The 24,588-nt window shown below is 39.0% G+C and carries 19 protein-coding genes and 1 tRNA gene; 15 read left to right on the top strand and 5 right to left on the bottom strand.

The annotated features are described in order from the left end of the window. The first annotated feature begins 8 nt into the window (after nucleotides 1–8). From ACMH5P_RS01615 to ACMH5P_RS01565, 11 genes are all read left to right on the top strand, one after another. Nucleotides 9–764 (top strand): 3-keto-disaccharide hydrolase, encoded by a 756-nt coding sequence (locus ACMH5P_RS01615; protein WP_459492567.1) that lies wholly within the window; start codon nucleotides 9–11, stop codon nucleotides 762–764. A 61-nt stretch (nucleotides 765–825) separates the two neighbouring features. After that, the gene (locus tag ACMH5P_RS01610; protein WP_459492566.1) at nucleotides 826–1,590 is read left to right on the top strand and encodes a class I SAM-dependent methyltransferase; all 765 of its coding nucleotides are present in this window, start codon (nucleotides 826–828) and stop codon (nucleotides 1,588–1,590) included. 1 nt (nucleotide 1,591) lies between these two features. After that, entirely contained in the window at nucleotides 1,592–2,884 is a 1,293-nt protein-coding gene (locus tag ACMH5P_RS01605) for an aminopeptidase P N-terminal domain-containing protein (RefSeq protein WP_459492565.1), read from the top strand. A gap of 38 nt (nucleotides 2,885–2,922) precedes the next feature. Continuing rightward, nucleotides 2,923–4,074 (top strand): DUF819 family protein, encoded by a 1,152-nt coding sequence (locus tag ACMH5P_RS01600; RefSeq protein WP_459492564.1) that lies wholly within the window; start codon nucleotides 2,923–2,925, stop codon nucleotides 4,072–4,074. A 15-nt stretch (nucleotides 4,075–4,089) separates the two neighbouring features. Continuing rightward, the gene (lepA, locus tag ACMH5P_RS01595) at nucleotides 4,090–5,877 is read left to right on the top strand and encodes a translation elongation factor 4 (protein WP_459492563.1); all 1,788 of its coding nucleotides are present in this window, start codon (nucleotides 4,090–4,092) and stop codon (nucleotides 5,875–5,877) included. A gap of 72 nt (nucleotides 5,878–5,949) precedes the next feature. After that, the gene (locus ACMH5P_RS01590) at nucleotides 5,950–7,575 is read left to right on the top strand and encodes a 2-oxo acid dehydrogenase subunit E2 (protein WP_459492562.1); all 1,626 of its coding nucleotides are present in this window, start codon (nucleotides 5,950–5,952) and stop codon (nucleotides 7,573–7,575) included. A gap of 60 nt (nucleotides 7,576–7,635) precedes the next feature. Further along, nucleotides 7,636–8,499: an ATP phosphoribosyltransferase gene (gene hisG / locus ACMH5P_RS01585; protein ID WP_459492561.1), complete on the top strand. Its 864-nt coding sequence runs from the start codon at nucleotides 7,636–7,638 to the stop codon at nucleotides 8,497–8,499. A 1-nt stretch (nucleotide 8,500) separates the two neighbouring features. Next, complete coding sequence (gene hisD / locus ACMH5P_RS01580; protein WP_459492560.1) at nucleotides 8,501–9,763, top strand: histidinol dehydrogenase; 1,263 nt, start codon at nucleotides 8,501–8,503, stop codon at nucleotides 9,761–9,763. Continuing rightward, a complete protein-coding gene (gene hisC, locus ACMH5P_RS01575) occupies nucleotides 9,763–10,815 on the top strand; it encodes a histidinol-phosphate transaminase (RefSeq protein ID WP_459492559.1) in 1,053 nt (350 codons plus the stop codon). Before hisD ends, hisC begins: the two co-directional genes overlap by 1 nt. After that, nucleotides 10,812–11,357 (top strand): hypothetical protein, encoded by a 546-nt coding sequence (locus tag ACMH5P_RS01570; protein ID WP_459492558.1) that lies wholly within the window; start codon nucleotides 10,812–10,814, stop codon nucleotides 11,355–11,357. Before hisC ends, ACMH5P_RS01570 begins: the two co-directional genes overlap by 4 nt. Before the next feature lie 5 nt (nucleotides 11,358–11,362). Beyond that, a tRNA-Ala gene (locus ACMH5P_RS01565) sits at nucleotides 11,363–11,436 on the top strand. 31 nt (nucleotides 11,437–11,467) lie between these two features. Here the strand turns inward: ACMH5P_RS01565 and nspC are convergent. The 4 genes from nspC to ACMH5P_RS01545 are packed head-to-tail and all read right to left on the bottom strand — an operon-like array spanning nucleotide 11,468 to nucleotide 17,688. After that, nucleotides 11,468–12,601, bottom strand: a complete 1,134-nt coding sequence (nspC, locus tag ACMH5P_RS01560; protein ID WP_459492557.1) for a carboxynorspermidine decarboxylase — start codon at nucleotides 12,599–12,601, stop codon at nucleotides 11,468–11,470. 1 nt (nucleotide 12,602) lies between these two features. Further along, nucleotides 12,603–13,817 (bottom strand): saccharopine dehydrogenase family protein, encoded by a 1,215-nt coding sequence (locus tag ACMH5P_RS01555; RefSeq protein WP_459492556.1) that lies wholly within the window; start codon nucleotides 13,815–13,817, stop codon nucleotides 12,603–12,605. Between the two features lie 54 nt (nucleotides 13,818–13,871). Further along, on the bottom strand, nucleotides 13,872–14,390 hold the full coding sequence (locus ACMH5P_RS01550; protein ID WP_459492555.1) for a C40 family peptidase: 519 nt from the start codon (nucleotides 14,388–14,390) through the stop codon (nucleotides 13,872–13,874). Then, a complete protein-coding gene (locus ACMH5P_RS01545; protein WP_459492554.1) occupies nucleotides 14,377–17,688 on the bottom strand; it encodes a UvrD-helicase domain-containing protein in 3,312 nt (1,103 codons plus the stop codon). The genes ACMH5P_RS01550 and ACMH5P_RS01545 overlap by 14 nt, the downstream gene beginning before the upstream one ends. Before the next feature lie 110 nt (nucleotides 17,689–17,798). Here ACMH5P_RS01545 and ACMH5P_RS01540 point away from each other — a divergent pair, with 110 nt between their 5' ends. From ACMH5P_RS01540 to ACMH5P_RS01525, 4 genes are read left to right on the top strand one after another with little or no spacing between them, the layout of a single operon-like run. Then, nucleotides 17,799–19,445 carry a CTP synthase gene (locus ACMH5P_RS01540; protein ID WP_459492988.1) on the top strand — a complete coding sequence of 549 codons (1,647 nt, stop codon included), beginning with the start codon at nucleotides 17,799–17,801 and terminating at the stop codon, nucleotides 19,443–19,445. Between the two features lie 17 nt (nucleotides 19,446–19,462). Then, complete coding sequence (gene yidC / locus ACMH5P_RS01535; protein ID WP_459492553.1) at nucleotides 19,463–21,268, top strand: membrane protein insertase YidC; 1,806 nt, start codon at nucleotides 19,463–19,465, stop codon at nucleotides 21,266–21,268. Beyond that, on the top strand, nucleotides 21,268–22,557 hold the full coding sequence (gene hemL / locus ACMH5P_RS01530; RefSeq protein WP_459492552.1) for a glutamate-1-semialdehyde 2,1-aminomutase: 1,290 nt from the start codon (nucleotides 21,268–21,270) through the stop codon (nucleotides 22,555–22,557). The genes yidC and hemL overlap by 1 nt, the downstream gene beginning before the upstream one ends. Before the next feature lies 1 nt (nucleotide 22,558). Continuing rightward, nucleotides 22,559–23,533, top strand: a complete 975-nt coding sequence (locus ACMH5P_RS01525) for a glycosyltransferase family 2 protein (RefSeq protein ID WP_459492551.1) — start codon at nucleotides 22,559–22,561, stop codon at nucleotides 23,531–23,533. On the opposite strand, the gene rfaD is transcribed toward ACMH5P_RS01525, so the two are convergent. Further along, complete coding sequence (gene rfaD / locus ACMH5P_RS01520) at nucleotides 23,511–24,476, bottom strand: ADP-glyceromanno-heptose 6-epimerase (protein WP_459492550.1); 966 nt, start codon at nucleotides 24,474–24,476, stop codon at nucleotides 23,511–23,513. The two genes, ACMH5P_RS01525 and rfaD, sit on opposite strands and share 23 nt — an antisense overlap. Nucleotides 24,477–24,588 lie beyond the last annotated feature (112 nt).

The following is a 24,588-nucleotide window of genomic DNA, read 5'->3' as shown; positions in this document are numbered from 1 at the left end:
CTCTTAATATGAAACGTACTTCCCTATTAGCAGCATTTTTAGGCTTAGGAATCTGCTTTGCCAGTTATGCGCAAGATCACCGTCATGTAGTAACCAATCCAACTAAACCCGACGTTACTGAATATTGGGATCCTGAAGTTCGCGTGGTTACACCTGGTTCTATTCCGTCAGATGCCATTGTCTTATTTGATGGCAAAAGCCTTGCAAATTGGGAATCAGCGAAAGATGGTAGTCCAGCTGCTTGGAAAGTAGAAGATGGTAAAATGACCGTCGTTCGCGGAGCAGGCAACATTTCAACGAAACAAAAATTCACCAACTATCAATTACACATTGAATGGCAATCACCTATTGAGCCAGAAACTTTGAAAAGCCAAGGTAAAGGTAATAGTGGTGTATTTATGCAAGGTATGTATGAAGTTCAAGTTTTAAATTCCTTTAAAAATCGAACTTATCGTAACGGACAAGCAGGTAGTATTTACAAACAAAGTGCACCTTTAGTAAATGCAACATCGCCAATGGGTGAATGGAACGTGTATGATATCATTTACACGGCACCTGTATTTACAATTAATGGAGGTATAGAAACACCCGCATACATTACCGTAATACACAACGGAGTAGTTGTACAAAATCACACAAAGATTCAAGGGACTACAGAATACATAGGCCAACCGAAAAATCCCGTACATGGAGCAGGACCCATTAGTCTTCAAGACCACGGGAATGCAGTAAGTTTCCGTAATATTTGGTTGCGTGAATTGTAAGATTTAGAAAAAATATACGAGGAAGGTTTTTTATCCGAAAAACCTTCCTTTTTTTTGTTGTATGAAACATATCATTAGCTGGGTACTTCGTCACATTCCAAGAAAAATTATCCAATTATTTGCCCATCGATTACTGAAAATCTACAGCCTATTTTTGGTTGGAAACAAAGTTTATTGCCCCGTTTGCGATCATTCTTTCTCCAAATTTCTTCCCTACGGAAGACTTCAACCGAGAGAAAATGCATTATGCCCGAGTTGTTTGAGTCTTGAACGACATCGTTTGATGCACTTATACTTAAAGAACGAGACTTCATTTTATACATCAAAGCCCAAAGTACTTCACGTGGCACCTGAATACTGTTTCATTGACCGATTTGAAAACTATTTAGGTGACAACTACATTACGGCTGATATTGAATCCCCATTAGCCAAGGTTAAAATGGATTTACATCATATTCCATTTGAGAATAATTCATTTGATGTTGTGTTCTGTAACCATGTGTTAGAACACGTAGAAGATGATGTACGCTGCATGCAAGAAATAAGACGTGTATTGAAACCGGATGGATTCGCTTTGTGTCAAAGTCCTCAACGTTATGACTTAGCGACAACGTATGAAGATTCCAGCATTACAGATCCAAAAGAACGCGAAATTCATTTCCTACAAGATGATCATTTACGTATCTATGGGCGTGATTTTGGACATCAATTAGAAAAGTCGGGGTTTACAGTTAATCCAGTCAATATGATTGAAAAATTAGGTTTGCAAGAAAGCCAACGGATGGCTTTGCCTTTGGAAGAAATTATTTACCAGTGTAAAAAATAATATGCGCTACAGTCCATTTCCCTCAGAATTATTTGTCAACAACCGTCAAAAATTAATAGCTGAATTGCCACCTAAATCGATGGTGCTTATCAGTTCAAATGATATCATGCCCACCAATGCGGATGGAACGATGGGCTTTAAACAACAGACTGATTTGTTTTATTTATCGGGATTAGATCAAGAGGAAACGCTATTATTACTCTATCCTGATGCACCCGAGGCTCATTTGCGAGAAATAGCTTTTGTCAGAGAGACTTCCGAACTCATCGCTATATGGGAAGGGCACAAATACACAAAAGAAGAAGCACGAAACATTAGTGGCATTCAAAACATTCAATGGACGACCCATTTTGAGGCTATCCTAAAAACGTTAATCTATTCTGCTGAGACAATCTATATGATCGATAACGAGCATATGCGCAATAGCTCGTTGGTTGAAACCCAAAACGATCGTTTGGTATTAGAAATCAAAGACAAGTACCCCTTACATCGAATTGGTCGCCTTGCTCCTATGCTAAATACCTTACGAATGAAGAAGGAAAAAGCGGAATTAGACGCCATGCAAAAGGCAATCGATATCACCGAATCTGGTTTTCGACGAGTTTTACAATTCACACAACCCGGTGTATGGGAAAATGAAATCGAGGCTGAATTCATTCATGAATTCATTAAATCGCGCAGCGGCGGATTTGCCTATACCCCGATTATAGCATCTGGAGCCAATGCCTGTGTCTTACATTACATTGAAAATGAGCGTGAATGCAAGGATGGTGATTTATTATTATTGGACGTAGGGGCTTGCTATGGAAATTACAATGCAGATATGACTCGAACGATTCCTGTTAACGGGAAATTTAATCCGCGTCAACGCCAAGTATATCAAGCGGTTTTAAATGTTCTAAACTTCGCCACGGATTTAATGCGTCCAGGAATTTTTTGGGTAGATTATCAAAAAGAAGTTGAGAAATTCATGGAAGGTCAATTGATTGAACTAGGTTTATTTACTCGCCAAGATGTTGAAAATCAAGACCCTAACAACCCTCTCTTTAAAAAATACTTTATGCATGGAGTAGCCCATCATTTGGGTTTAGATGTGCACGATGTTTGGGATAAATATAAACCTTTTGAAGTGGGCATGGTTCTAACTTGCGAACCAGGAATATACATTAGAGAGGAAGGCATCGGAATTCGACTAGAGAATAATCTATTAATAACGAATGGACCAGCTGCCAACTTAATGGCAAATATTCCAATAGAAATGGATGAAATTGAAGCATTAATGTCAAAAGGATGATCCAAGGAGAATTATCGATTTTTATAAGTCTCATTATTATGCTAGCAGGTATATTCGCCTTAGCTAAATTAGAAAATCGAATCTTCAAACTGGTTTTTTCCGTCATCCCACCTTTATTGTTTTGTTATTTTCTTCCTTCCTTATTTGTCCAATACGGAATTATTACCATTGGTGAGAGTGATTTAAATGGGACGTTGGCAAAGACAATTTTACCTTTTTGTATCTTTTATTTCAGCCTAGGACTTCCCATAAAAAAGCTTAAATTAATTGGTAATCAACCGCTTATCTTATTTTTAGTAGGAGCCATAGGGATTATTATCGGTGGGCCCCTTTCATTAGTTATTAGCCATTTTTTCTTCCCCTCGGAATTCAATGCTGAATCCTACAAAGGCATGGCGACCATCGCTGGATCTTGGATTGGCGGAACAGCGAATCAGATGGCTTTAAATGCTATTTTCTTACCTAAGGCAGATGAATTAGCTAAGGCCGTCACAGTAGATGTATTTTTCGGAGAAACCTGGTTGGCTGTTTTGCTATTTTTGATTCCGTTCCAACAAAAAATTAATGCCTATTTCCGAGCTGAATACAATCATAAATCCGTTGATTTAGATTGGAGAGACGATAGCAATGAGAAAAAATTCACTTTCTCCAACCTGATTTACATCTTGGGCTTAGGATTTCTTGTCGTAATGCTTTGCAATGTATGTGGCAAAAACCTTGCTGTGCTAATCGGAATCTCATTTCTCAATTCAAGCTTTTGGACTTTCCTATTGTGTACCTTGGCTGGAATACTTTTAGGATTAAGCACATTAAGAAGGTTATACATACAGGGCGCCGACGTCATTTCAACCGTATTTTTGTATTTTATTATCGCATCCATCGGTTTAAAAATATCACTTAGTCATTTATTTTCCACTCCGCTCCTACTATTTACTGGATTTATATGGATAAGCATCCACGGCTTAGCTATATTTGTAGTTGGAAAGTGGATCAAAGCTCCCTACCACTACATGGCGATTGCGTCACAAGCCAATGTGGGAGGAATAGCATCTGCCTCAGTTGTAGCTACCGCTATAAGTCCATCATTAGCGCCATTGGGTGTCATCTTGGCTTTATTGGGCTATGCAATTGGGACCTATGGTGGATACCTTTCTGCAGTATTAATGCAATGGGTTAGCCTAACATATTAGTAGTAAAATAGATACATGAAAAACATTCGTAATTTTTGCATTATTGCACACATTGATCACGGTAAAAGTACCTTAGCTGATCGATTGATTGAGTTTACCAATACCGTCCAAAAGCGGGACATGATGAACCAATTATTAGATGATATGGATTTAGAGCGTGAACGTGGTATCACCATTAAGTCTCATGCGATCCAAATGCAATATCCCAAAGATGGTGATGTATATACCTTTAATTTAATTGACACACCGGGTCACGTCGATTTTTCTTACGAGGTTTCCCGTTCAATTGCGGCATGTGAGGGTGCTTTATTGATTGTTGATGCCTCACAGGGCATTGAAGCACAAACGATTTCCAATCTATATTTGGCTATCAACCATGATTTAGAAATCATACCGGTATTAAATAAAATCGATTTACCTGGAGCCATGCCGGATGAGGTATCTGATCAAATCATCGATTTGATTGGATGCAAGAAAGAAGATATTATTCACGCATCTGGAAAAGAAGGAATAGGCATTCAGGATATTTTAGATGCAGTTGTAGAACGTGTGCCAGCACCTAAAGGAAATCCCGCTGAGCCCTTGCAAGCCTTAATCTTCGACTCAACATTTAACTCATACCGAGGAATTGAAGTAATATTCCGTGTATATAATGGTGAAATCAAAAAAGGTGATCGTGTTAAGTTTATTAATACGGGCAAAGAATACTTTGCGGATGAGATAGGAACCTTGGGCTTAGAACAAGAGCCGAAGCCAATTATTAAGACAGGTGATGTGGGATACCTGATTTCAGGTATCAAGGAAGCCAAAGAGGTAAAAGTAGGTGATACCATCACACATGTTGCCAATCCTTGTCTTTCGGCCATTCAAGGATTTGAGGAAGTAAAACCAATGGTTTTTGCTGGAATCTATCCGGTGGAAACCTCGGAGTTCGAAGATTTACGGGATGCCATGGAGAAACTTCAATTAAATGATGCCTCTTTAGTTTGGGAACCGGAAACATCGGCAGCCTTAGGATTTGGATTCCGTTGTGGATTCTTGGGAATGTTGCACATGGAAATTGTGCAAGAGCGTTTAGAGCGTGAATTCGACATGACAGTCATCACAACTGTTCCGTCGGTGAAATTCAAGGTATTAACAACCGCAGGAGAAACCCAATGGGTTTCTGCGCCGAGCGAATTGCCGGAACCTAATTTGATTAATGTCATCGAGGAACCTTATATAAAAGCGCAAATTATCACCAAGTCCGAATACACGGGCGTAATTATGAGCTTGTGTATGGATAAGCGTGGTATTTTGGTGAATCAAATTTATTTGACGACCGACCGCGTAGAATTAACCTTTGATATGCCATTATCTGAAGTTGTATTTGACTTCTTCGATCGCCTAAAAACCATATCCCGTGGATATGCTTCTTTGGATTATGAATATAAAGGCTATGAACCAGGTTACATGGTTAAGCTAGATATCATGTTAAATGGCGAAAAAGTGGATGCGTTGTCGGCCATCGTTCACCGGGATAAAGCCTATGATTGGGGTAAGCGATTGTGTGAAAAGTTACGTGAATTATTACCGCGTCAACAGTTTGAAATTGCCATTCAGGCAGCAATAGGTCAAAAAATCATCGCGCGTGAAACTGTGAAAGCATTACGTAAGGATGTATTGGCCAAATGTTATGGGGGTGATATCTCTCGTAAGCGTAAATTATTGGAGAAACAGAAGAAGGGTAAAAAACGGATGCGTCAGGTGGGTAATGTAGAAATACCGCAAGAGGCATTTATGGCGGTTTTGAAACTCGATTAAATCAAATAATTTTTTAAAAAATCTTTTAAAATAAGCGTTTAAAGCGTATTTTTGAATTTCAAATATAAAAGCATGGCTGAAGTAATTAGAATGCCCAAGATGAGTGACACCATGGTTGAAGGTGTTATTGCAAATTGGCTAAAGAAAGAAGGAGACGTAATTAAGTCGGGAGACATCATCGCCGAAGTAGAAACTGACAAGGCAACGATGGAACTTGAGAATTACGAAGATGGCACTTTGTTGTACATCGGCATAAAAGCCGGCGAAGCGGTTCCCGTAGATGGAATTATCGCCGTTGTGGGTACTCCAGGTGAAGATTATTCAGCATTATTGCAAGCACCTGCAGCAGCCGCAGCCTCAGCACCCGCTGAACAGGCTACTCCTGCAGAAGCATCGGCACCTAGCCCTGCTCCTGTGGCAGCTGCTCCAGCAATCGATCTAAGTGGAATCAAAGCCAAAGCTGTTCGTATGCCAAAGATGAGTGATACAATGGTAGAAGGGGTGATTGCCAAATGGTTGAAGAAAGAGGGAGACGTCGTAAAGAGTGGAGATATCATCGCAGAGGTGGAGACGGATAAGGCGACGATGGAGTTGGAGAATTATGAAGATGGTACGCTTTTATATATTGGAGCAAAAGAAGGACAAGGAATTATCGTTGATGGCATTATTGCGATTGTCGGTGAACCAGGAACCGATTTCCAACCCATATTAGCAGCTGAATCAGCCGCACCTGCACCTGTGGCAGCGGCTCCAGTGGCAGCAGCACCAGAACCGGTTAAAGTAGCTGAAGTAGCCAAGCCTGTTGAAACAAAAACGGCAGCACCGACAGCAAGCAAGGAGCGTATTACAGAGGATTCGATTAAGGCATCTCCTTTAGCACGCGCATTAGCGAAAGAAAAAGGATATAATTTAACTTGGATTAAAGGAACAGGCGAAGGTGGTCGAATCACCAAAAATGATGTAGAAGACTACAAGCCTAATACGGGAGGAGCCATGTCCACGTTTGTTTCAGGTGTAGAAAGCTTTGAGGATATTCCGAATAGCCAAATGCGCAAGACCATTGCGCGTCGTTTGTCAGAATCTAAATTCAGCGCACCAGAGTTCTATCTTACGATGGAAATCAATATGGATAAAGCGATAGAAGCGCGTGTTAGTTTAAATGAAGTATTACCTGTTAAGATTTCATTTAATGACATGGTAATCAAAGCAACGGCATTGGCATTGACAAAACATCCAAAAATCAACTCGTATTGGATGGAAGACCGAATTCGTGTCAACAAACATGTTCACATTGGAATGGCAGTGGCTGTGGAAGATGGTCTACTCGTTCCAGTTATTCGTTTTGCGAATGAAAAATCCATTGCACAAATTTCGGCAGAGGCGAAAGAATTAGGAGGTAAAGCTAAGAGCAAGCAATTACAGCCGAAAGACTGGGAGGGTAATACATTCACGGTAAGTAATTTAGGTATGTTTGGCATTGACCAATTTACATCAATCATTAATTCGCCTGAGTCGTGTATTTTGGCTGTAGGTGGAATCAAAGAAACAGTTGGTGTGAAGAACGGTCAATTCTACGCAACAAACATTATGAAATTAACATTGACATGTGACCATCGTGTGGCGGACGGAGCAGCAGGAGCAGCATTCCTATTAACCCTAAAACAATACCTCGAGGATCCACTTAAAATGTTTATTTAACATCTTTTTTGTCAAGCCTCGAAGAATTTCGGGGCTTGATTATTTTTAGCATACAAACAGATGGAGTCACAAAATATTAGAATTGCCGTACAAAAATCAGGACGCTTAAGCGAAGAATCCTTAAAGTTATTTAAGGCCTGTGGTATTAAATTTGAATCAGGAGGTTCAAAGCTTAAAACTGTTTCGAGTAATTTTCCGATTGAGTTTTTATTTCTACGCGATGATGACATTCCAGGTTATGTTGAAGATGGCGTAGCTGACTTAGGCGTTATTGGTGAAAATGTACTTATGGAACACATTCGACAAGTGAATGTTGTTAAGGAATTAGGATTCTCTAAATGTCGTTTATCTTTAGCGATACCTCGTAATGAGCAATATACCGACTTATCATATTTCGAAGGAAAGAATATAGCTACCTCCTACCCCAACTTAACGAATGCCTTTTTAGCTAAGCAAGGTATTAACGTAACGACGCATGAGATTTCAGGATCTGTTGAGATTGCACCGAGTATTGGGCTTGCAGAGGCAATTTGCGATATCGTATCTACGGGTGGAACGCTATTAAGCAACGGCCTTAAAGAAGTGGCAACCGTTTTTCAAAGCCAAGCTGTTTTGATCGCTAGCAAACAATTAAATGCAGAAAAACAGGCTATTTTGGATAAATTGTTGTTTCGTATTGACTCTGTACAACGCGGACAAAATGCGAAATATGTGGTATTGAATGCAAAAGAAAGTGATGTTGCCAATATCAAAGCTTTATTACCAGGAATGAAAGCGCCATCGATTATGCCATTGGCAGAAAGTGGTTGGGTATCCATTCATTCGGTAATTTCTGAAAATGATTTTTGGGATATTATTGAAGCCTTGCGTGAGGCAGGTGCTCAAGGAATTTTAGTACTACCGATTGAAAAAATGATTCTATAAGATGTTTTCAATTATCAAATTTCCGGAAAAATCGACTTATAAGTCCATTCTTACCCGTCCCTCATTGGATGAGCAGTCGTTAGATGAACTTATCAAATCGGTATTTGATCAAGTAAAAAAAGATGGGGACCATGCCTTAAAGGCATTAAGCTTACAATTTGATAAAAAGGAAATTGACCAACTAGCCTATACGGAAGCTGAAATTGAGTCCAACGCGAAGTTGGTACCCGAATCGCTCCAAAATGCTATACGGGTAGCCTATAACAACATTTATAAGTTTCATGCGTCCCAACAACACATTAGCACAAAAATTGAAACAAGTCCGGGAGTATTTTGCTGGCAAAAATCCTCGCCCATCGAACGCGTAGGTATTTACATTCCTGGTGGAACGGCTCCTTTGTTTTCAACCATCTTAATGCTGGCCATCCCAGCTAAAATTGCAGGTTGCAAAGAAATCGTATTGTGCACGCCAGGTGAACATCCTGCCCTATTCTATGCTGCTAAATTATGCGGCGTTACTCAAATGTTCAAATTAGGGGGCTCGCAGGCTATTGCTGCGATGGCACAAGGAACTGAAAGTGTTCCTGCCGTTTATAAAATATTTGGACCGGGTAATCAATATGTGACAGCTGCGAAAATGTATGCCAATCGAATGGGTATTGCCATCGATATGCCAGCAGGACCTTCAGAAGTAGCCGTTTTTGCGGATGAAACAGCCAATCCCGCTTATATCGCATCAGATTTACTCTCACAAGCAGAGCATGGGCACGATTCGCAAGTGATTTTGATAAGTACAAAAGAAGAAATCATTCAACAAACCTTTGTGGAATTAGAGGTGCAATTAGCGACTTTACCCCGCAAAGATTATGCCGAAAATGCATTAAAGAATTCTAAATTCATTTTAGTGAATTCAAACGCGGAAGCGATAGAATTGCTCAATGAATATGGAGCAGAGCATCTAATTTTGGCCTGTGAAAATGCCGAAGAATTAGCAGAATCAATCACGAGTGCAGGATCTATATTTTTAGGACATTATACACCCGAATCTGCGGGAGATTATGCTTCAGGGACGAATCATACACTTCCGACCAATGGATTTGCGAAAGCATACTCAGGTGTAAACTTGGATAGTTTTGTCAAAAAAATCACCTTACAATCCATTACACAAAAGGGACTCCAAGAAATTGGCCCAAGTATCATTGAAATGGCAGAAGCAGAATCTTTACAGGCACATGCAAATGCTGTTAAACTAAGATTGAGCTAATGAATTATCAGGATTACATATTACCGCATATTTGGAATTTAAAACCCTATTCATCCGCAAGAGATGAATTTAAAGGTTCTGAAGGTGTATTTTTAGATGCCAATGAAAACCCTCTAGGTTCCGGAAATGAGGGGAACGATTGGAATCGTTATCCAGATCCCTTGCAACATGCGATTAAATCCAAATTGGCAAAGATTAAAAATTGCTCGGAGGACCAAATATTTTTAGGAAACGGTTCAGATGAAGCCATTGATTTAGTCATGCGCATGTCCTGTGAGGCACAAAAGCATAATATCATCATTTGCCCGCCTACCTATGGAATGTACGAGGTAAGTGCATCTATTAACAATATTTCTATTAAACGCGTTAATTTAACTCCTGATTATCAATTGGATGTTGACGGCATTTTGAATTCAATTAATGAAAACACCCGTATAATTTTCATTTGTTCCCCCAATAATCCGACAGGGAATAAGTTGAATCGCAATGACATTTATACAATTCTGGCCAACTTTACTTCGGGATTTGTACTTATCGATGAAGCCTATATCGATTTTTCCGATGAGACTAGTTTCATTCAAGAATTGAAAAAATTTCCTCAGTTAATCGTGCTACAAACTTTATCGAAGGCATATGGTCTTGCATCCCTTCGTTTAGGAATGGCATACGCGAATCCCGAACTTATCAAGCTTTTAAATAAAATCAAGCCTCCCTATAATATCGGTGGTGCAACCCAAGAAATCGTCGTGGAGGCGTTGAACAATACGACATTTGTTCAGCATTCCATTGAACTAATAAATGAAGAGAAAATCAAATTACTTGTTGAATTCTCAAAAATTCCTCAAGTAATTCAAGTGCATCCTAGCCAAGCCAACTTTTTATTAGTTAACTTTGAGAAAGCTCAAGAATTATTTGATTATTTGATTCATGAAAAGGTCATAACGCGAAACCGGTCAAATGTATCCTTGTGCGAAAACAGTATTCGGGTAACAATAGGCCTACCTATTGAGAATGCCTTGTTAATCGAAAAGATTAAATCGTTTTACCTATGAATGGTCAACTTGCTAAAATAACGCTCATTTTTGCATTGTTGCTGTCAAGCACAGTTACATATGGTCAACTGAAGGATTGGGCAGCGGGTTTTCGTGTAGGCGAACCTGGTGGTTTCATGGCAAGGAAATATTCTGAAAATGGCGTTAATGCGATTGAAATTAACCTAGGTACATATGGAGGACTTTGGGGAACCGATCGAAATTATCAAGATGGTACCTTTCGAAATATTGGTTATTCAATTAACGCTTTGTATCTCTGGCATCACCCTACTTTGATTAATCCAGATCTTCACACCTATTATGGTTTTGGGCCGCAGATTAATTCAAGGGACTGGTATCCTAACAAACCTAGCAATAATCAAGCTGATGGTCGTGATCGTGTGACAGGTATGGGGGGAGCTGCAGTGGGTGGACTTGAATATTTTCCTATCGACGCACCCAACTTAAGTTTCTTTTCAGAAATCGGCTTTTATGCAGAAATGTTTCCAAATCCCTTTTTCATGAATTTGCAGGGGGGAATTGGCGTACGTGTTAATTTTTAAATTTTGGGGATGTAGCTCAGTTGGCTAGAGCGCTTGCATGGCATGCAAGAGGTCGTCGGTTCGAGCCCGATCTTCTCCACAAAAAAGGACTCCATCGGAGTCCTTTTTACTTATAATCGATCTTTAAATGATTCGTAACCAAAATGTTTAAATCGGTGATACTGCCCTTGCCGATCTATCATTCCGATGTCCGGTAAGTTTACCCCATTAAAAGTCGTCGTTTTCACCATCGTATAATGAATCATATCTTCAAAAATGATTTCATCCCCAATCGATAAAGGTGTTTCAAAGGAATAATCCCCGTAATAGTCACCTGCGAGGCAAGTCATACCTCCAAAACGGTAAGTTGGCTTATCCACCACCGGCTCCATCGAAGCATGTCGAATACGAGGCTTGTAAGGCATTTCCAGGGTATCTGGCATGTGGGCGGCAAAAGATACATCTAGAATAGCAACATCAATTCCCGCTGAATGGACAATATCCAAAACCGTTGATTTCAAGAAACCGGTTTGCCAACCTACAGCTGATCCAGGCTCAAGAATAATGTGAAGGTTGGGATATTTAACTTTAAATGTCTTTAAGACTTGAATTAGATGTTCGACATTATAATCCGCTCTCGTAATTAAATGACCACCGCCTAGGTTTAGCCATTTAACTTGTGTCAACAAATCTCCAAACTTCTCATCAATCACCTGAAGTGTACGCTCTAACACAAATGAATCATTTTCACATAAGGTATGCGAATGCAAACCTTCAATACCTTCCGGTAAAGACTCCCCGATATCATGCCGACGAATTCCTAAGCGAGAACCTGCGATACATGGATTATACATATCGGTCTCCACCTCGGCATATTCGGGATTAATTCGAATACCACACGAGATACCCTTACGTGATGCCTTGGATGCAAACTGATGGACCTGGTTCAAGGAATTAAATGTCATGTGACTCGCATAAGACATAAACTCATCAAACTCAGCGGGCAAATAAGCTGGCGTGTATGCATGACACTTCTTTCCCATTTCCTCAAACGCCAGACGAGCTTCATGTAATGAACTTGCGGTAGCACCAGCCAAATATTGTTTGACAACGGGAAAGGCATGGTAAAAGGAAAAACCCTTCAATGCACAAATAATTTCAACACCTGCTTCCTTTTGTACTCGTTGCAAGAGCTGTAAATTATTAATCAATAAGTTCTCCTCTAATACATAGGCGGGAGAGGCTATTTCAGGGTATTGCGACATACTAATATTCGTGTGGCAATTCGCCGTTAATTTCCTCATTCCAAGGTAGTCCGTGGACATTTAATAATTCCATGAACGGATCTGGATTAAATTCTTCCACATTGTAAACCCCTGGCTGAAACCAAGTGCCTTCGCACATCAATGCCGCACCAATCATAGCTGGTACACCTGTCGTATAGGATACACCTTGCGCTTGAACCTCCTTGTAGCAGTCGGCATGATGGCAATTGTTATATACGTAATACGTCGTATCCTTACCGTCCTTAACGCCTTTAATCTGACAACCAATCGATGTTTGACCCGAATAATTCTCGCCTAATGTTCCTGGTTCAGGCAATACAGCTTTCAAAAATTCCAAAGGAACGATGTCCATACCATTAAACTTAATGGGCTGAATCGAAGTCATTCCAACATTTTGCAACACTTCCAAGTGTGTTAAATAAGCCTGACCAAAAGTCATCCAAAAACGAGCCCGTTTAATGCTAGGGAAATTCTTCGTTAAAGATTCTAATTCCTCATGATATAATAGATAGGATTCCTTAGGTCCAATATTCGGATAATTGATCGGTTTATGAATTGACATCGCATCAATTTCCACCCATTGACCATTTTCCCAATACTTACCTTTCTGTGTAATTTCGCGGATATTAATTTCCGGATTAAAATTGGTCGCAAAAGCCTTACCATGATCACCCGCATTACAATCGATGATATCTAAATAATGCATCTCATCAAAATAATGCTTATTGGCATAAGCTGTATAAACCCCAGTAACACCTGGATCAAAACCACAACCTAATAAAGCCATCAATCCAGCTTCTTTGAAACGCTCTTGATAAGCCCATTGCCAAGAATATTCGAACTTGGCTTCATCTTTAGGCTCATAATTTGCTGTATCCATGTAATGAACACCTGTTGCTAAGCAAGCATCCATAATGGTTAAATCCTGATATGGTAAAGCCACGTTAATTACCATAAAGGGTTTTTCTTCATTAAATAACTTGACTAAAGCTGGCACATCATCCGCATCCACTTGTCTGGTTTGAATGGATGTAGGCAGGCCAATTTTCTTAGCTTCTTCTGCAATTGCATCACATTTTTTTAATGTCCTAGAAGCTAATATAACCTCTGAAAAGAATGCAGGATTCATCGCACATTTTTTAGCAACAACATTGCCTACTCCACCTGCTCCAATTATGATAACTTTTTTTCCCATATGTTTATTAAAAAAGAATGCAAAAATACGTCAAGTCAACGGAGAAACCATCGTTCAATTTGAATTATTTTTATATGGCCGTATAACTTTTTGAAAAGCCTTAAACCAATAATTATTGTATAAATTATCCTCTCGAACTCCTTTACTTGTACTTGAATGTATAAATAAAACCTCATTGGGTCCATGCACTTTGGTAACCAAACCAACATGATTAATGTTTTCAGAACCAATCGTTTTGAAAAACAACCAATCCCCTTGAGCAATGCCATCAATAGATACCGGCAAACCAAATTCCGCTTGTTGAATAGTCACTCGTGGAATTATATAATTTTGATCTGAATAAACTCGAAAAAGTAAGCCTGAACAATCCATTCCCAAAACATCGGAACCACCATAACGATATTCAACACCCTTGTAAGATTTAGCTACTTCTACTAAATTATCTATTTCTCGATTCGTAAATTGAGATGTATTTTGATGAAAAATTGAACGATTAATGCGCGAAACCAATCGGCAAGAATCGAGAAATAAACTTGCCAGAAGGCAACATATGACTAGGCTAAACTTCTTCAATTTGTTGATTTTCAATGTAGATGAGAACAGCTTTAATCTGTTTATAGCCTAGTTGGCCTAATTTCTCCTTATACTTTTCTAATTGAGTTCGATGTTTTTCATCCACCTTACCCGTCTTAAAATCGATAATAATTGTCGAATCCTTTTGTTGGATAACTCGATCGGGGCGAACCACCTCACCATCTGGACAAAGAATATCGCGTTCCACAAATAAAAGCTCACCCTTTTTAAAATAGGATTGAATCTGCTTGTTCTCCATAATGCAGTTCAACAAATCCTTTGTCTCATCAGCGAGTGCATGAATAATTTGCGAATAATAAGTTTGGTAAAATTCAATATCCTTGATTTTGGCTAATAAATTATGAACCATTTCACCATGCTCCCGCTTGGATTGCGCACTTGTGTATAAATCTTGTTGGTAGGTTTGAATACGAAAATCAACTTGACTTTTAATTTGCGTATTTAGGTTTAACAACTTCTCATCAACCAACTGATTGTCAACACTTTGCTTAATAAATTGAGACGCATCTTGAGGAACAAAATATTCACAATTTTGCTTTTCTATCACATAGGTTGGTACAGCACGTTCAAAATCTGGGTTGTTCAAACAATAATCATAAACAATTTGACCCAATGAATCCTGAAATGACTTTTTTGTCATTGCATGCGCTTGTGCATTGGGTTCTGCCAAAAGAATATGCAAATGCTGCTTTGGACGGGTAAAGGCGACATAAAGCATATTTAAGGAATCTAAAAACACCGCATCATACTCAGATTTCTTCTGCCTATGTAAGATTTCGAAATTCGTTAATTCCTTCGGTGTTACCCGACCGTAATAATGATTGAGTGCTACATTCTTATCTAATTTTAAAGCTGGAATATCTAAAGGCCTTAAGTCAAACCAGACTTTTTCGGATTGAGGTTGGTGAGTCCAACTCACAAAAGGGCAAATAACAACGGGATACTCCAAGCCCTTGGATCGATGTATACTTGTGATTGTTATGGCATTCCCTCCCTCTGGACTTGCAATACTAAATGTTGCTTTATTCGAATCATAAAAGACCAAAAAAGCCTCAAAATCATCCGTTTTTAAAAGTACAAACTCATTGATGAGGTCTAACAGTTTAAATAAATATTCGATCTCATCTGTAAAGTGGGTCAAATTGAAAGTTGAAACCAATCCATAAACCCATGAAACTAAATGACCTTCATCTTCATGAAAAAGGAAACCTAATTGCTTAAAGTATAACAGGGCTTCCTGGTAATAATCCTGATTATTTTTTAAGTCAGCACTAATCAATTCCCAATCAACCGGCTCATGACATAAATCGGCATATTGAAACAGTAATTCTTTGTAACGAAAGGCATTACGTGAATCGGTTTTCAAACGCATAAAGGCAATAATGAAACCAACGACATTGGCGTAGTGTACCAACAATGAATCGGAAGATATAACCGGAATGTTTCGCTCTTTCAGTTGGATCGCTAAGTATTTCGACTGCTTATTTTTTCGAGTCAAAATGGCTATGTCACGGTATTGAAATCCATTGGCTAATTCTTGTTGAATCAACTCCAAGGTACGGTCTAACATCCAAGCAGACTCTAATTCTGCGTGATTATCAACCAAGGGTTTATGATATACTAAAACGTCGACTTTACCAGAATATTTATTTGGGCTTACCCGAGGAATTTGGTTTAAATCCATCCCATAGGTGGGATCAACCAACGAAGACCACGCTTGAAACTTAGGATTAGACGCTACCCAAGTAAAAAAATCATTATTAAAATTGACTATTTCTATAGCACTGCGATAATTTGAGTCGAGATTTTTAAGTTGGCGATTCGTCCTCAAATAGTCAAAACGTTCCAAATCCAAAGGCTTGTCTTGAAATTTTTCCTCCATAAAGGGATGATCAGAAACCTTGAGTGAAGAAATCAAGCCTACTTCTCCCCCTCTAAATTTATAAATGGATTGCTTGGCGTCCCCAACAAGCAAATTTTTCTTACCCTGCGAAACAGCGTTCTCCAATAGGGGCATAAAATTCTGCCATTGTAAAATAGAGGTATCCTGAAACTCATCAATTAATATATGATTAAAACGATCCCCTAATTTCTCATAAATAAAGGGTACTGGGTCATTTGCGATGATTTCATTTAATCTTTTTGAAAACTCCGAAATCGAAACCGCTCCATGATCATTTTGATATTGAAGCAATTCATCCGTAATTGTTGCCAACAAGGCTATTTTCTTAATATCCTTTTTGATCAATTTAAATAAGAAATATCGCGTTGAATGAGTATCATAAATTTCAATGAATTCGGATCCGGTTTCAACAAGTTGGTGAGCTATTCCTGCAACAGTTAACTTAATCGATTCCTCCTGACTTTTTGATGTCCACTGCCCACTGACTACAGATGAACGCAAATAACTTAATCCATGTTCTTCGAATTCACCGGCTTCTACAATTCGATTAAAATAGGAAGCCACCGAATTTTTGCCATAGGCTAGCATGTCTCCCGAAATTCCAGCATCCTTGAGAATATTCAAGAACTGTGATGCGAGATTAATAAGGTTTAGATTAACCTCATTCATTTCTTCGATTAACTGCTTTTCTATTTGTAGAAAGTCCTCAATACGCAGAGGGTCCATTTCCTTTTTAATCGTGTAGTACTCCTCATTCAAACAAATCTTTAAGAAATCGTGTAGATTTTGTCGCAATAAATTCCAGCTTCGGCCTTCATTTACTTCAGACTTAGCAAAATCCAAAAGCAAATTGGTTATGATTGGGTCGCCTTGTTGGTTTACCTTATCCAGCAATTGATCCAGCAATTCATTCATTAATTGATTGGAATCTAAAAGCACCTCAAATTGATTTGGCAAATGCAATTCCTCGATAAACGTTGAACTTAGACGCTGAACAAAACTATCGATCGTCATGACCGAAAAAAGACCGTAATCTTGTAATAGTTGTTGTTGGGTATCGCGTGCTCTACGAATCAATTCATCTTCTGAAATAAACAATTGCTCCGATGCATAGTCGGCAAGTATCGAATTTATCATTGACCTAAATGTGGCCTTCTCCCTTTCGGGCAATTGATTCATGTGCGCTATACCATGTAAAAACTCGCTAATTCTTGAACGCATTTCTTCCGCCGCCTTGGTCGTAAACGTAACAGCCAAAATACGTCGAAAATATCCTCTTCTTTCTACTTCACGAAGCGCTAATTTGATGTACTCCACCGTAAGAGTATAAGTTTTACCAGAACCGGCTGAGGCAGAATAAAGTTGGAGTGACATAAAAACAGAAAAAAACTATCTACAATGCAAGATAAAATAAAAATAGGATTAATTCGATGTGGTTATTATTCGTATCTTTGTTTCCCGTAATCAATAAACAATTCAATCGAATGTCTGGCAAGGGGAACATTAAAAAAGCGAAGTACATTTTTGTTACGGGCGGAGTAACAAGTTCATTAGGAAAAGGCATTATCGCCTCATCATTAGCCAAGTTACTGCAAGCAAGAGGGCTAACTTGCACCATCCAAAAATTTGACCCCTACATTAATATTGATCCAGGAACCCTGAATCCTTACGAACATGGCGAATGTTATGTGACCAACGATGGAGCAGAAACGGATTTAGATTTAGGACATTATGAGCGTTTTTTAAATACGCCCACCAGTCAAGCCAATAACATTACGACTGGTCGAGTGTACCACAACGTCATTACCAAAGAACGTAAAGGTGATTATTTAGGTAAAACGGTCCAAGTGGTACCGCACATTACCGATGAAATCAAGCGTAATATTTTAATACTCGGAGAAACAGGGAAGTTTGATATTGTGATTACGGAAATTGGTGGTTGCGTAGGTGACATCGAATCTTTGCCATTTATCGAGGCTGCACGTCAATTAAAATGGGATTTAGGAGAAAAAAATACTTTGTTTATCCACCTAACACTTATCCCTTATTTGGCATCTGCCGGTGAGTTAAAAACGAAACCCACGCAACACTCTGTTAAGCAATTGTCGGAATCCGGAATTCAGCCAGACATTTTAGTTTGTCGGACCGAGCATGCCATTCCGCAAGAAATGAAGCGTAAAATCGGTTTATTCTGTAATGTTTCGGAACAAGATGTCATTGAGGCACGTGATGCTGACACGATATATGACGTTCCATTATTGATGAAACAAGAGCGCTTAGATAGCCGGGTTCTTTATAAATTAGATATTTACAACGATAAGGATTCCAATCTTACAGCTTGGTCCAACTTCTTAACTAAATTAAAAAATCCAAAATTTGAAATTACCGTAGGCCTAGTAGGTAAATACGTAGAATTGAAAGATTCGTATAAATCAATTGCGGAGGCATTTATTCATGCAGGCGTAGCCAATGAGATTAAAGTAAATGTAAAATGGATATCATCGGAAACCGCTGAGGATAACATTGAAGAATTATTAACAGGATTGGATGGTATTTTAGTGGCACCTGGGTTTGGAGAACGAGGAATTCAAGGAAAAATCAATGCGGTTCGCTTTGCCCGTGAAAACAGTATTCCGTTTTTAGGTATTTGTTTAGGTATGCAATGTGCAGTAATCGAATTCGCGCGCAATGTAGTTGGACTCGAAGGAGCACATTCATTCGAAATGAATCCAGAAACCGCCTATCCAGTCATTGATTTAATGAATTCCCAAAAAGACGTGTCCGAAAAAGGAGGAACCATGCGATTAGGCGCTTATCCTTGTAAAATCGAAAAAGGAACACATGCTTTTAAAATTTACGGAAAATCCTTAATTCAAGAACGCCATAGACATCGTTATGAATTTAACAATGCCTATTTAGAGCAATTCCATCAAGCCGGAATGGTTACATCGGGAATTAATCCAGACACCAACTTAGTGGAAATTGTTGAACTCCCTAATCACCCATTTTTTGTAGGCGTTCAGTTTCACCCAGAATACAAATCAACCGTAGAGGCACCTTCACCCCTATTTGTTCAATTTATTAAGGCGGCATACCAACATGCCGTACCTTTCATCAAAAACGCTAAATAGATTTAGTAAAAGATACTATGGATAAGAATTCAATATCAGGGATTGTACTTATTATGGCCATGTTACTTGGCTATCAATACTTTTTTGCCCCCAAAGAACCACTACCTGTTAAAAAGGAAGTGGCAGCACAAACTCCGACAAAATCAAATCCTAAGACTGCTGCAGTAGCAGTCATTGCGGATTCTACAGTTCAAATTAAAGAAAGCTTGAGCACGCTCGAGAATGAGAACTTGAAAGTTACCCTTTCGAACTACGGAGCTAAATTAGTTCGTGTTGAATTGAAAAATTACAAGAGTTACAAGAATTATACACAGGGTAAAAATGCCGGAATTGTATTGTTTGATGCCAACAAAGATGTATTTGATGTAGAAGTTCCAGCAGCAGGTAAAAAGCTCACACTATCCAAACTGGTTTACCAAGCGCAATCATCTCAGAATCAAGTAATATTTACGAGTACCCTTCCTAACGGTAAGAAAATAAGTCAAACCTATCGTTTACCAGAAAGCGGCTTTGAATTATCTTATTCCATCGATGCCAAAGAAATCAGCGCAGAGTTAACGGGTAACGAATATTTCATTCATTGGAAGGAAAATGTTTCTCAGACTGAAAAGGATGCTCAAGAGGAAAGAAAAGCAACCATCAACTATTTATTGACGGAAGATGAGGAATTTGACTATTTAAGCGAAAATCCATCGAGCGTTACGAATGAAAACCTAAGTCAATCGATTCAATGGTTATCTTTCAAAAAGAAATATTTTCTAGCGGGTCTAGTGCCGCAAGGTACTTTATTTACAAAAGCGAATTTAACAGCTACGCCTAACCCAACAGACTCTGTTAACATCAAAACATTGGACGCTCAATTAGTGGCTCCGATGGGGGATTTAAGTACAGGAAAATCAAATTTCAAATTCTACTTTGGACCGAATGATTATTCCATCGTAAAGAACATTGCACCTGCTTTTGGCAAGAATGTTAAGTTGAGCTACGATTTCTTATTACCGATCACGAAATACATATTCGTACCTCTATTTGATTTCTTAGAGAGCATTATTTCCAATTACGGTTTATTGATTGTTTTATTAGTATTGATTATTAAAACAGCCTTATTACCATTGACTTACAAGTCCTACATTTCGATGGCTAAAACAAGAATTTTAGCACCTGAAATTGCTGCGATTAAAGAGAAAATTGGGGATGATCCGGCGCGTGTCCAACAAGAAACGATGAAGCTCTACGGTGAAGTTGGGGTTAATCCATTAAGTGGATGTATTCCCGTTCTTGCGACTATGCCGATTTTAATGGCTGTTTTTATGTTGTTCCCGAATTTGATTAATCTTCGTCAGGAATCCTTCTTGTGGGCAGAAGACTTATCCACCTATGACTCGATTTTAAATTTACCGTTCGCTATTCCATTCTATGGTTCTCACATCAGTCTATTCTGTTTGTTGATGACCGTATCACAGTTAGCCTACGGATATTACAACAATCAAATTACACCTGATCAGCCAGGTCAACCGATCAACATGAAGATGATGGCTTACATTACACCTGTTATTTTTATGTTCGTCATGAACTCCTTCCCTGCTGGACTTAGCTTTTATTACTTCATTTCAAACTTAGTGACGATCGGCCAACAATTAGCTATTCGTAAATTTGTTAATGAAGACAAAATCAAGGCACTTTTGGAGGCTAATCGTGCCAAAATCAAAGCGGGCGGTGGAGCAAAGAAATCTCGTTTCTCATCCTACCTTCAAACACAATTGAAGACGATGGAGGAACAACAAAAAGCTGCTGCAGAACAGAAAAAAGGTAAGAAAAAATAATGGCTACATTAAGTTCTATTTATTTCGAGAAAGCAAAAACACTGATACCTGGCGGTGTAAATTCACCTGTTAGGGCTTTTAAATCAGTGGGTGGAAATCCTGTATTCATTCAATCAGCGAAAGGAGCCTATTTAACCGATGTAGACGGAAATTCATATATCGACTTAATTGGTTCTTGGGGTCCGATGTTGTTTGGCCAAGCGCATCCTGTCATTGAGAATGCCGTACGCGAAGCATTGTCCGATGGTTTTTCATTTGGCGCTCCTAGCTTAAAGGAAGTTCAAATTGCAGAGAAAATAGTTTCCATGGTTCCCTCGATTGAAAAAGTTAGACTAGTGAATTCGGGTACCGAAGCAACCATGGCTGCTATTCGATTAGCGCGTGCCTATACCAAGCGGGATAAAATCATCAAATTTGAAGGATGTTACCATGGACATGGAGATTCCTTTTTAATTGCAGCTGGTTCTGGGGTAGCTACCTTGGGAACTCCTGATAGCCCAGGCGTAACCGTATCCACAGCACGCGATACCTTGACTGCCATTTATAATGATTTAAACTCGCTTAAATCCTTGTTTGAAGCAAATCCAACCGAAGTCGCTGCGGTTATCGTTGAACCGGTCGTTGGTAATATGGGACTCGTAATTCCTGAACCTGGCTATTTAGAAGGTTTACGCGAATTATGCGATGAGTACAAGGCTTTATTGATATTCGATGAGGTAATGACGGGTTTTAGGCAATCCCCAAGCGGATACCAGGGTGTTTGCGGTGTGCAACCCGATTTAACCACCTTAGGTAAAATCATCGGTGGAGGTCTACCTGTTGGCGCCTATGGAGGAAAATCCGATATCATGGACATGATTGCACCGGCCGGCCCTGTTTATCAGGCTGGTACATTGAGTGGAAATCCGTTGGCAACAACAGCCGGCTTAGCCATGTTAAATCTAATTACCTCCGATGAGGACGTATATAACCGTTTAGCTCAAAAAGGAAAAGCGTTGAAACACGGTATTCAGTCACAATTAAAGCAATTGGGGAAGAATTACACAGTCAATCAATTGGGATCCATGTTTACACTATTCTTTACAGATACTCCCGTAAAGAACTTCAGTGATGCCAAAACATGTGATTTAACTTTATTCGGACAATATTTTCAAGGTATGCTGAAAAGAGGCGTATACCTTCCGCCTTCCCAATTTGAATCGTGGTTTTTATCTGATGCTTTAGGGGAAGTGGAAATGCAGAAAATTTTACAAGCCAGCGAGGAAACACTCTCGGAAATGTTCTCCTAACATGCAATTCAGTGTCATCATACCCGTTTATAATCGTCCACAGGAATTGGATGAACTATTAGCGTGTCTGACAAAACAAAACTATAAAAATTTTGAAGTTCTCGTCATTGAAGATGGTTCCAGCATCAAAGCCAATGATGTTGTAGCCAAATACAACGGCCAACTTGATATTCACTATTTCGAGAAAGAAAATGGTGGACAAGGTTTTGCCCGTAATTATGCCTTTGAACGTGCAAAAGGTGATTTCTTCGTTATTTTAGATTCAGATGCCTTAATTGAATCCAATTACCTAAATGAGGTGATATCGGGTATTGAGAAAGGCCAACTTGATATCTTTGGTGGCCCCGATAAAGACCACCCCTCCTTTACACCCGTACAAAAGGCCATTAGTTTTGCGATGACCAGTTTGTTTACGACAGGTGGCATTCGTGGAAAAGAAAAGAATGTAGGCGGCCAATTCCATCCGAGAAGTTTTAATATGGGTATTTCAAGGCAAGTTTGGGAGGCTAGCCAAGGGTTTAAAATCACACGGATGGGAGAAGACATCGAATACAGTATTCGCTGTATTTCTTTAGGGTTTAAATCAGGGTTAATTCCAAACGCTTTTATCTACCATAAACGCAGAACAAGTTTCAAACAATTTTATAAGCAGATTCATTTCTTTGGTCGGGCACGCATCAATATCAGTCGGTTTTTTCCAAAAGAACTGAAGTGGGTTCATTTTTTTCCTGCCTGCTATTTCATCTATTTCTGGAATACGATCTTGCTTAACATACTCTTGCCAACTTTAGGCAACCTATTGTTTATAGGATTATTGATCTATTGGTTGGCCATCTTTATGGACGCCCTTAGGCAAACAAAAAGCCTAAAAGTCAGTCTTTTAGGCTTAATTGCGGCAAATATCCAATTGTTGGCCTATGGCCAGGGCTTTATCGAAGAGGGTCTCAAAAAACTTACCAATACTTCCCAGGAATAAGGTAATTCTGCACATAATCCTTCACCCCTTCTTCCAAACTATAAAATTCCTTTCCGTAACCAATCGAACGTAATTTCTGCATATTGGCCTCCGTAAAATATTGATATTTATCTCGAATATCTTCAGGAGTATCGATGTAATTGATCGACACGGGTTTGTCCATGGCGATGAAAGTTGACTTACCTAAATCGTTGAATTCACGGGCAATCCCTGTTCCTAAATTATAAATACCTGAATTCTTCCGATGCTCCATTAAGAAAATACAAACTGAAACTAAATCCTTCACATAGATAAAATCTCTGCTTTGTTGGCCATCCTTATAATCCGAGCGATGCGACTTAAAGAGTCTTAAACTTCCTGTTTCATTAATCTGACGAAAGGCATGCCATATAACTGACGCCATTCTTCCTTTATGGTATTCATTTGGACCATATACATTGAAAAACTTTAAACCGGCCCAAAAAAATGGCTTTTTCTCTTGTTGTAAAGCCCAAATGTCAAATTCATTTTTCGAGTCCCCATAAGGATTTAAAGGCTTAAGCATAGGGATATTGGACTCATTATCATCATATCCCAATTCACCCAATCCATAGGTTGCTGCGGAAGAAGCATAAACTAATGGGATTTGATAGGCTATGCATTTACTCCAAATCATCTTCGAGTAAGTAACATTCAACTCATCGAAAATTGATTTATTAAATTCGGTGGTATCTGTACGCGCCCCAATGTGGAAACAAAATTCAACTTCTTGATAATGATTATCTAACCAATTCGAAAACTCAGAACGATTGACACGTTGCATGATCTTCTTACCTTCCAAATTCTTATTTTTCTCCGGAAAAGAAAAATCATCTACCGCAATGATGTAATTAAAATTCAACTCATTCAAACGAGCGATCAAACAACTCCCAATAAATCCAGCGGCACCCGTAACAATAATCATAATAAAGCTATTTAAGCAACAAATTTACGCATATTCTCAATAGCTTTTGTACCTTTGTCAAATAATTGGATTGTCTGCTATTGTTTTCCCAGACATCCTTCACAAAAACTGA

Source organism: Aquirufa sp. 5-AUSEE-100C1, from assembly GCF_054558655.1.
The sequence above is the reverse complement of the archived record's forward strand: the minus strand, read 5'-3'. Positions and strand labels throughout refer to the sequence as shown.

Bases quoted from the DNA above. Each gene is read 5' to 3' on its own strand.
- ACMH5P_RS01610 (WP_459492566.1), top strand. From the start codon at position 826: ATGAAACATATCATTAGCTGGGTACTTCGTCACATTCCAAGAAAAATT.
- yidC (WP_459492553.1), top strand. From the start codon at position 19,463: ATGGATAAGAATTCAATATCAGGGATTGTACTTATTATGGCCATGTTA.
- ACMH5P_RS01555 (WP_459492556.1), bottom strand. From the start codon at position 13,817: ATGGGAAAAAAAGTTATCATAATTGGAGCAGGTGGAGTAGGCAATGTT.
- hisC (WP_459492559.1), top strand. From the start codon at position 9,763: ATGAATTATCAGGATTACATATTACCGCATATTTGGAATTTAAAACCC.
- ACMH5P_RS01615 (WP_459492567.1), top strand. From the start codon at position 9: ATGAAACGTACTTCCCTATTAGCAGCATTTTTAGGCTTAGGAATCTGC.
- ACMH5P_RS01605 (WP_459492565.1), top strand. From the start codon at position 1,592: ATGCGCTACAGTCCATTTCCCTCAGAATTATTTGTCAACAACCGTCAA.
- hisD (WP_459492560.1), top strand. From the start codon at position 8,501: ATGTTTTCAATTATCAAATTTCCGGAAAAATCGACTTATAAGTCCATT.
- ACMH5P_RS01600 (WP_459492564.1), top strand. From the start codon at position 2,923: ATGCTAGCAGGTATATTCGCCTTAGCTAAATTAGAAAATCGAATCTTC.
- rfaD (WP_459492550.1), bottom strand. From the start codon at position 24,476: ATGATTATTGTTACGGGTGCCGCTGGATTTATTGGGAGTTGTTTGATC.
- ACMH5P_RS01525 (WP_459492551.1), top strand. From the start codon at position 22,559: ATGCAATTCAGTGTCATCATACCCGTTTATAATCGTCCACAGGAATTG.
- ACMH5P_RS01540 (WP_459492988.1), top strand. From the start codon at position 17,799: ATGTCTGGCAAGGGGAACATTAAAAAAGCGAAGTACATTTTTGTTACG.
- ACMH5P_RS01570 (WP_459492558.1), top strand. From the start codon at position 10,812: ATGAATGGTCAACTTGCTAAAATAACGCTCATTTTTGCATTGTTGCTG.
- nspC (WP_459492557.1), bottom strand. From the start codon at position 12,601: ATGTCGCAATACCCTGAAATAGCCTCTCCCGCCTATGTATTAGAGGAG.
- hisG (WP_459492561.1), top strand. From the start codon at position 7,636: ATGGAGTCACAAAATATTAGAATTGCCGTACAAAAATCAGGACGCTTA.
- ACMH5P_RS01545 (WP_459492554.1), bottom strand. From the start codon at position 17,688: ATGTCACTCCAACTTTATTCTGCCTCAGCCGGTTCTGGTAAAACTTAT.
- ACMH5P_RS01590 (WP_459492562.1), top strand. From the start codon at position 5,950: ATGGCTGAAGTAATTAGAATGCCCAAGATGAGTGACACCATGGTTGAA.
- lepA (WP_459492563.1), top strand. From the start codon at position 4,090: ATGAAAAACATTCGTAATTTTTGCATTATTGCACACATTGATCACGGT.
- hemL (WP_459492552.1), top strand. From the start codon at position 21,268: ATGGCTACATTAAGTTCTATTTATTTCGAGAAAGCAAAAACACTGATA.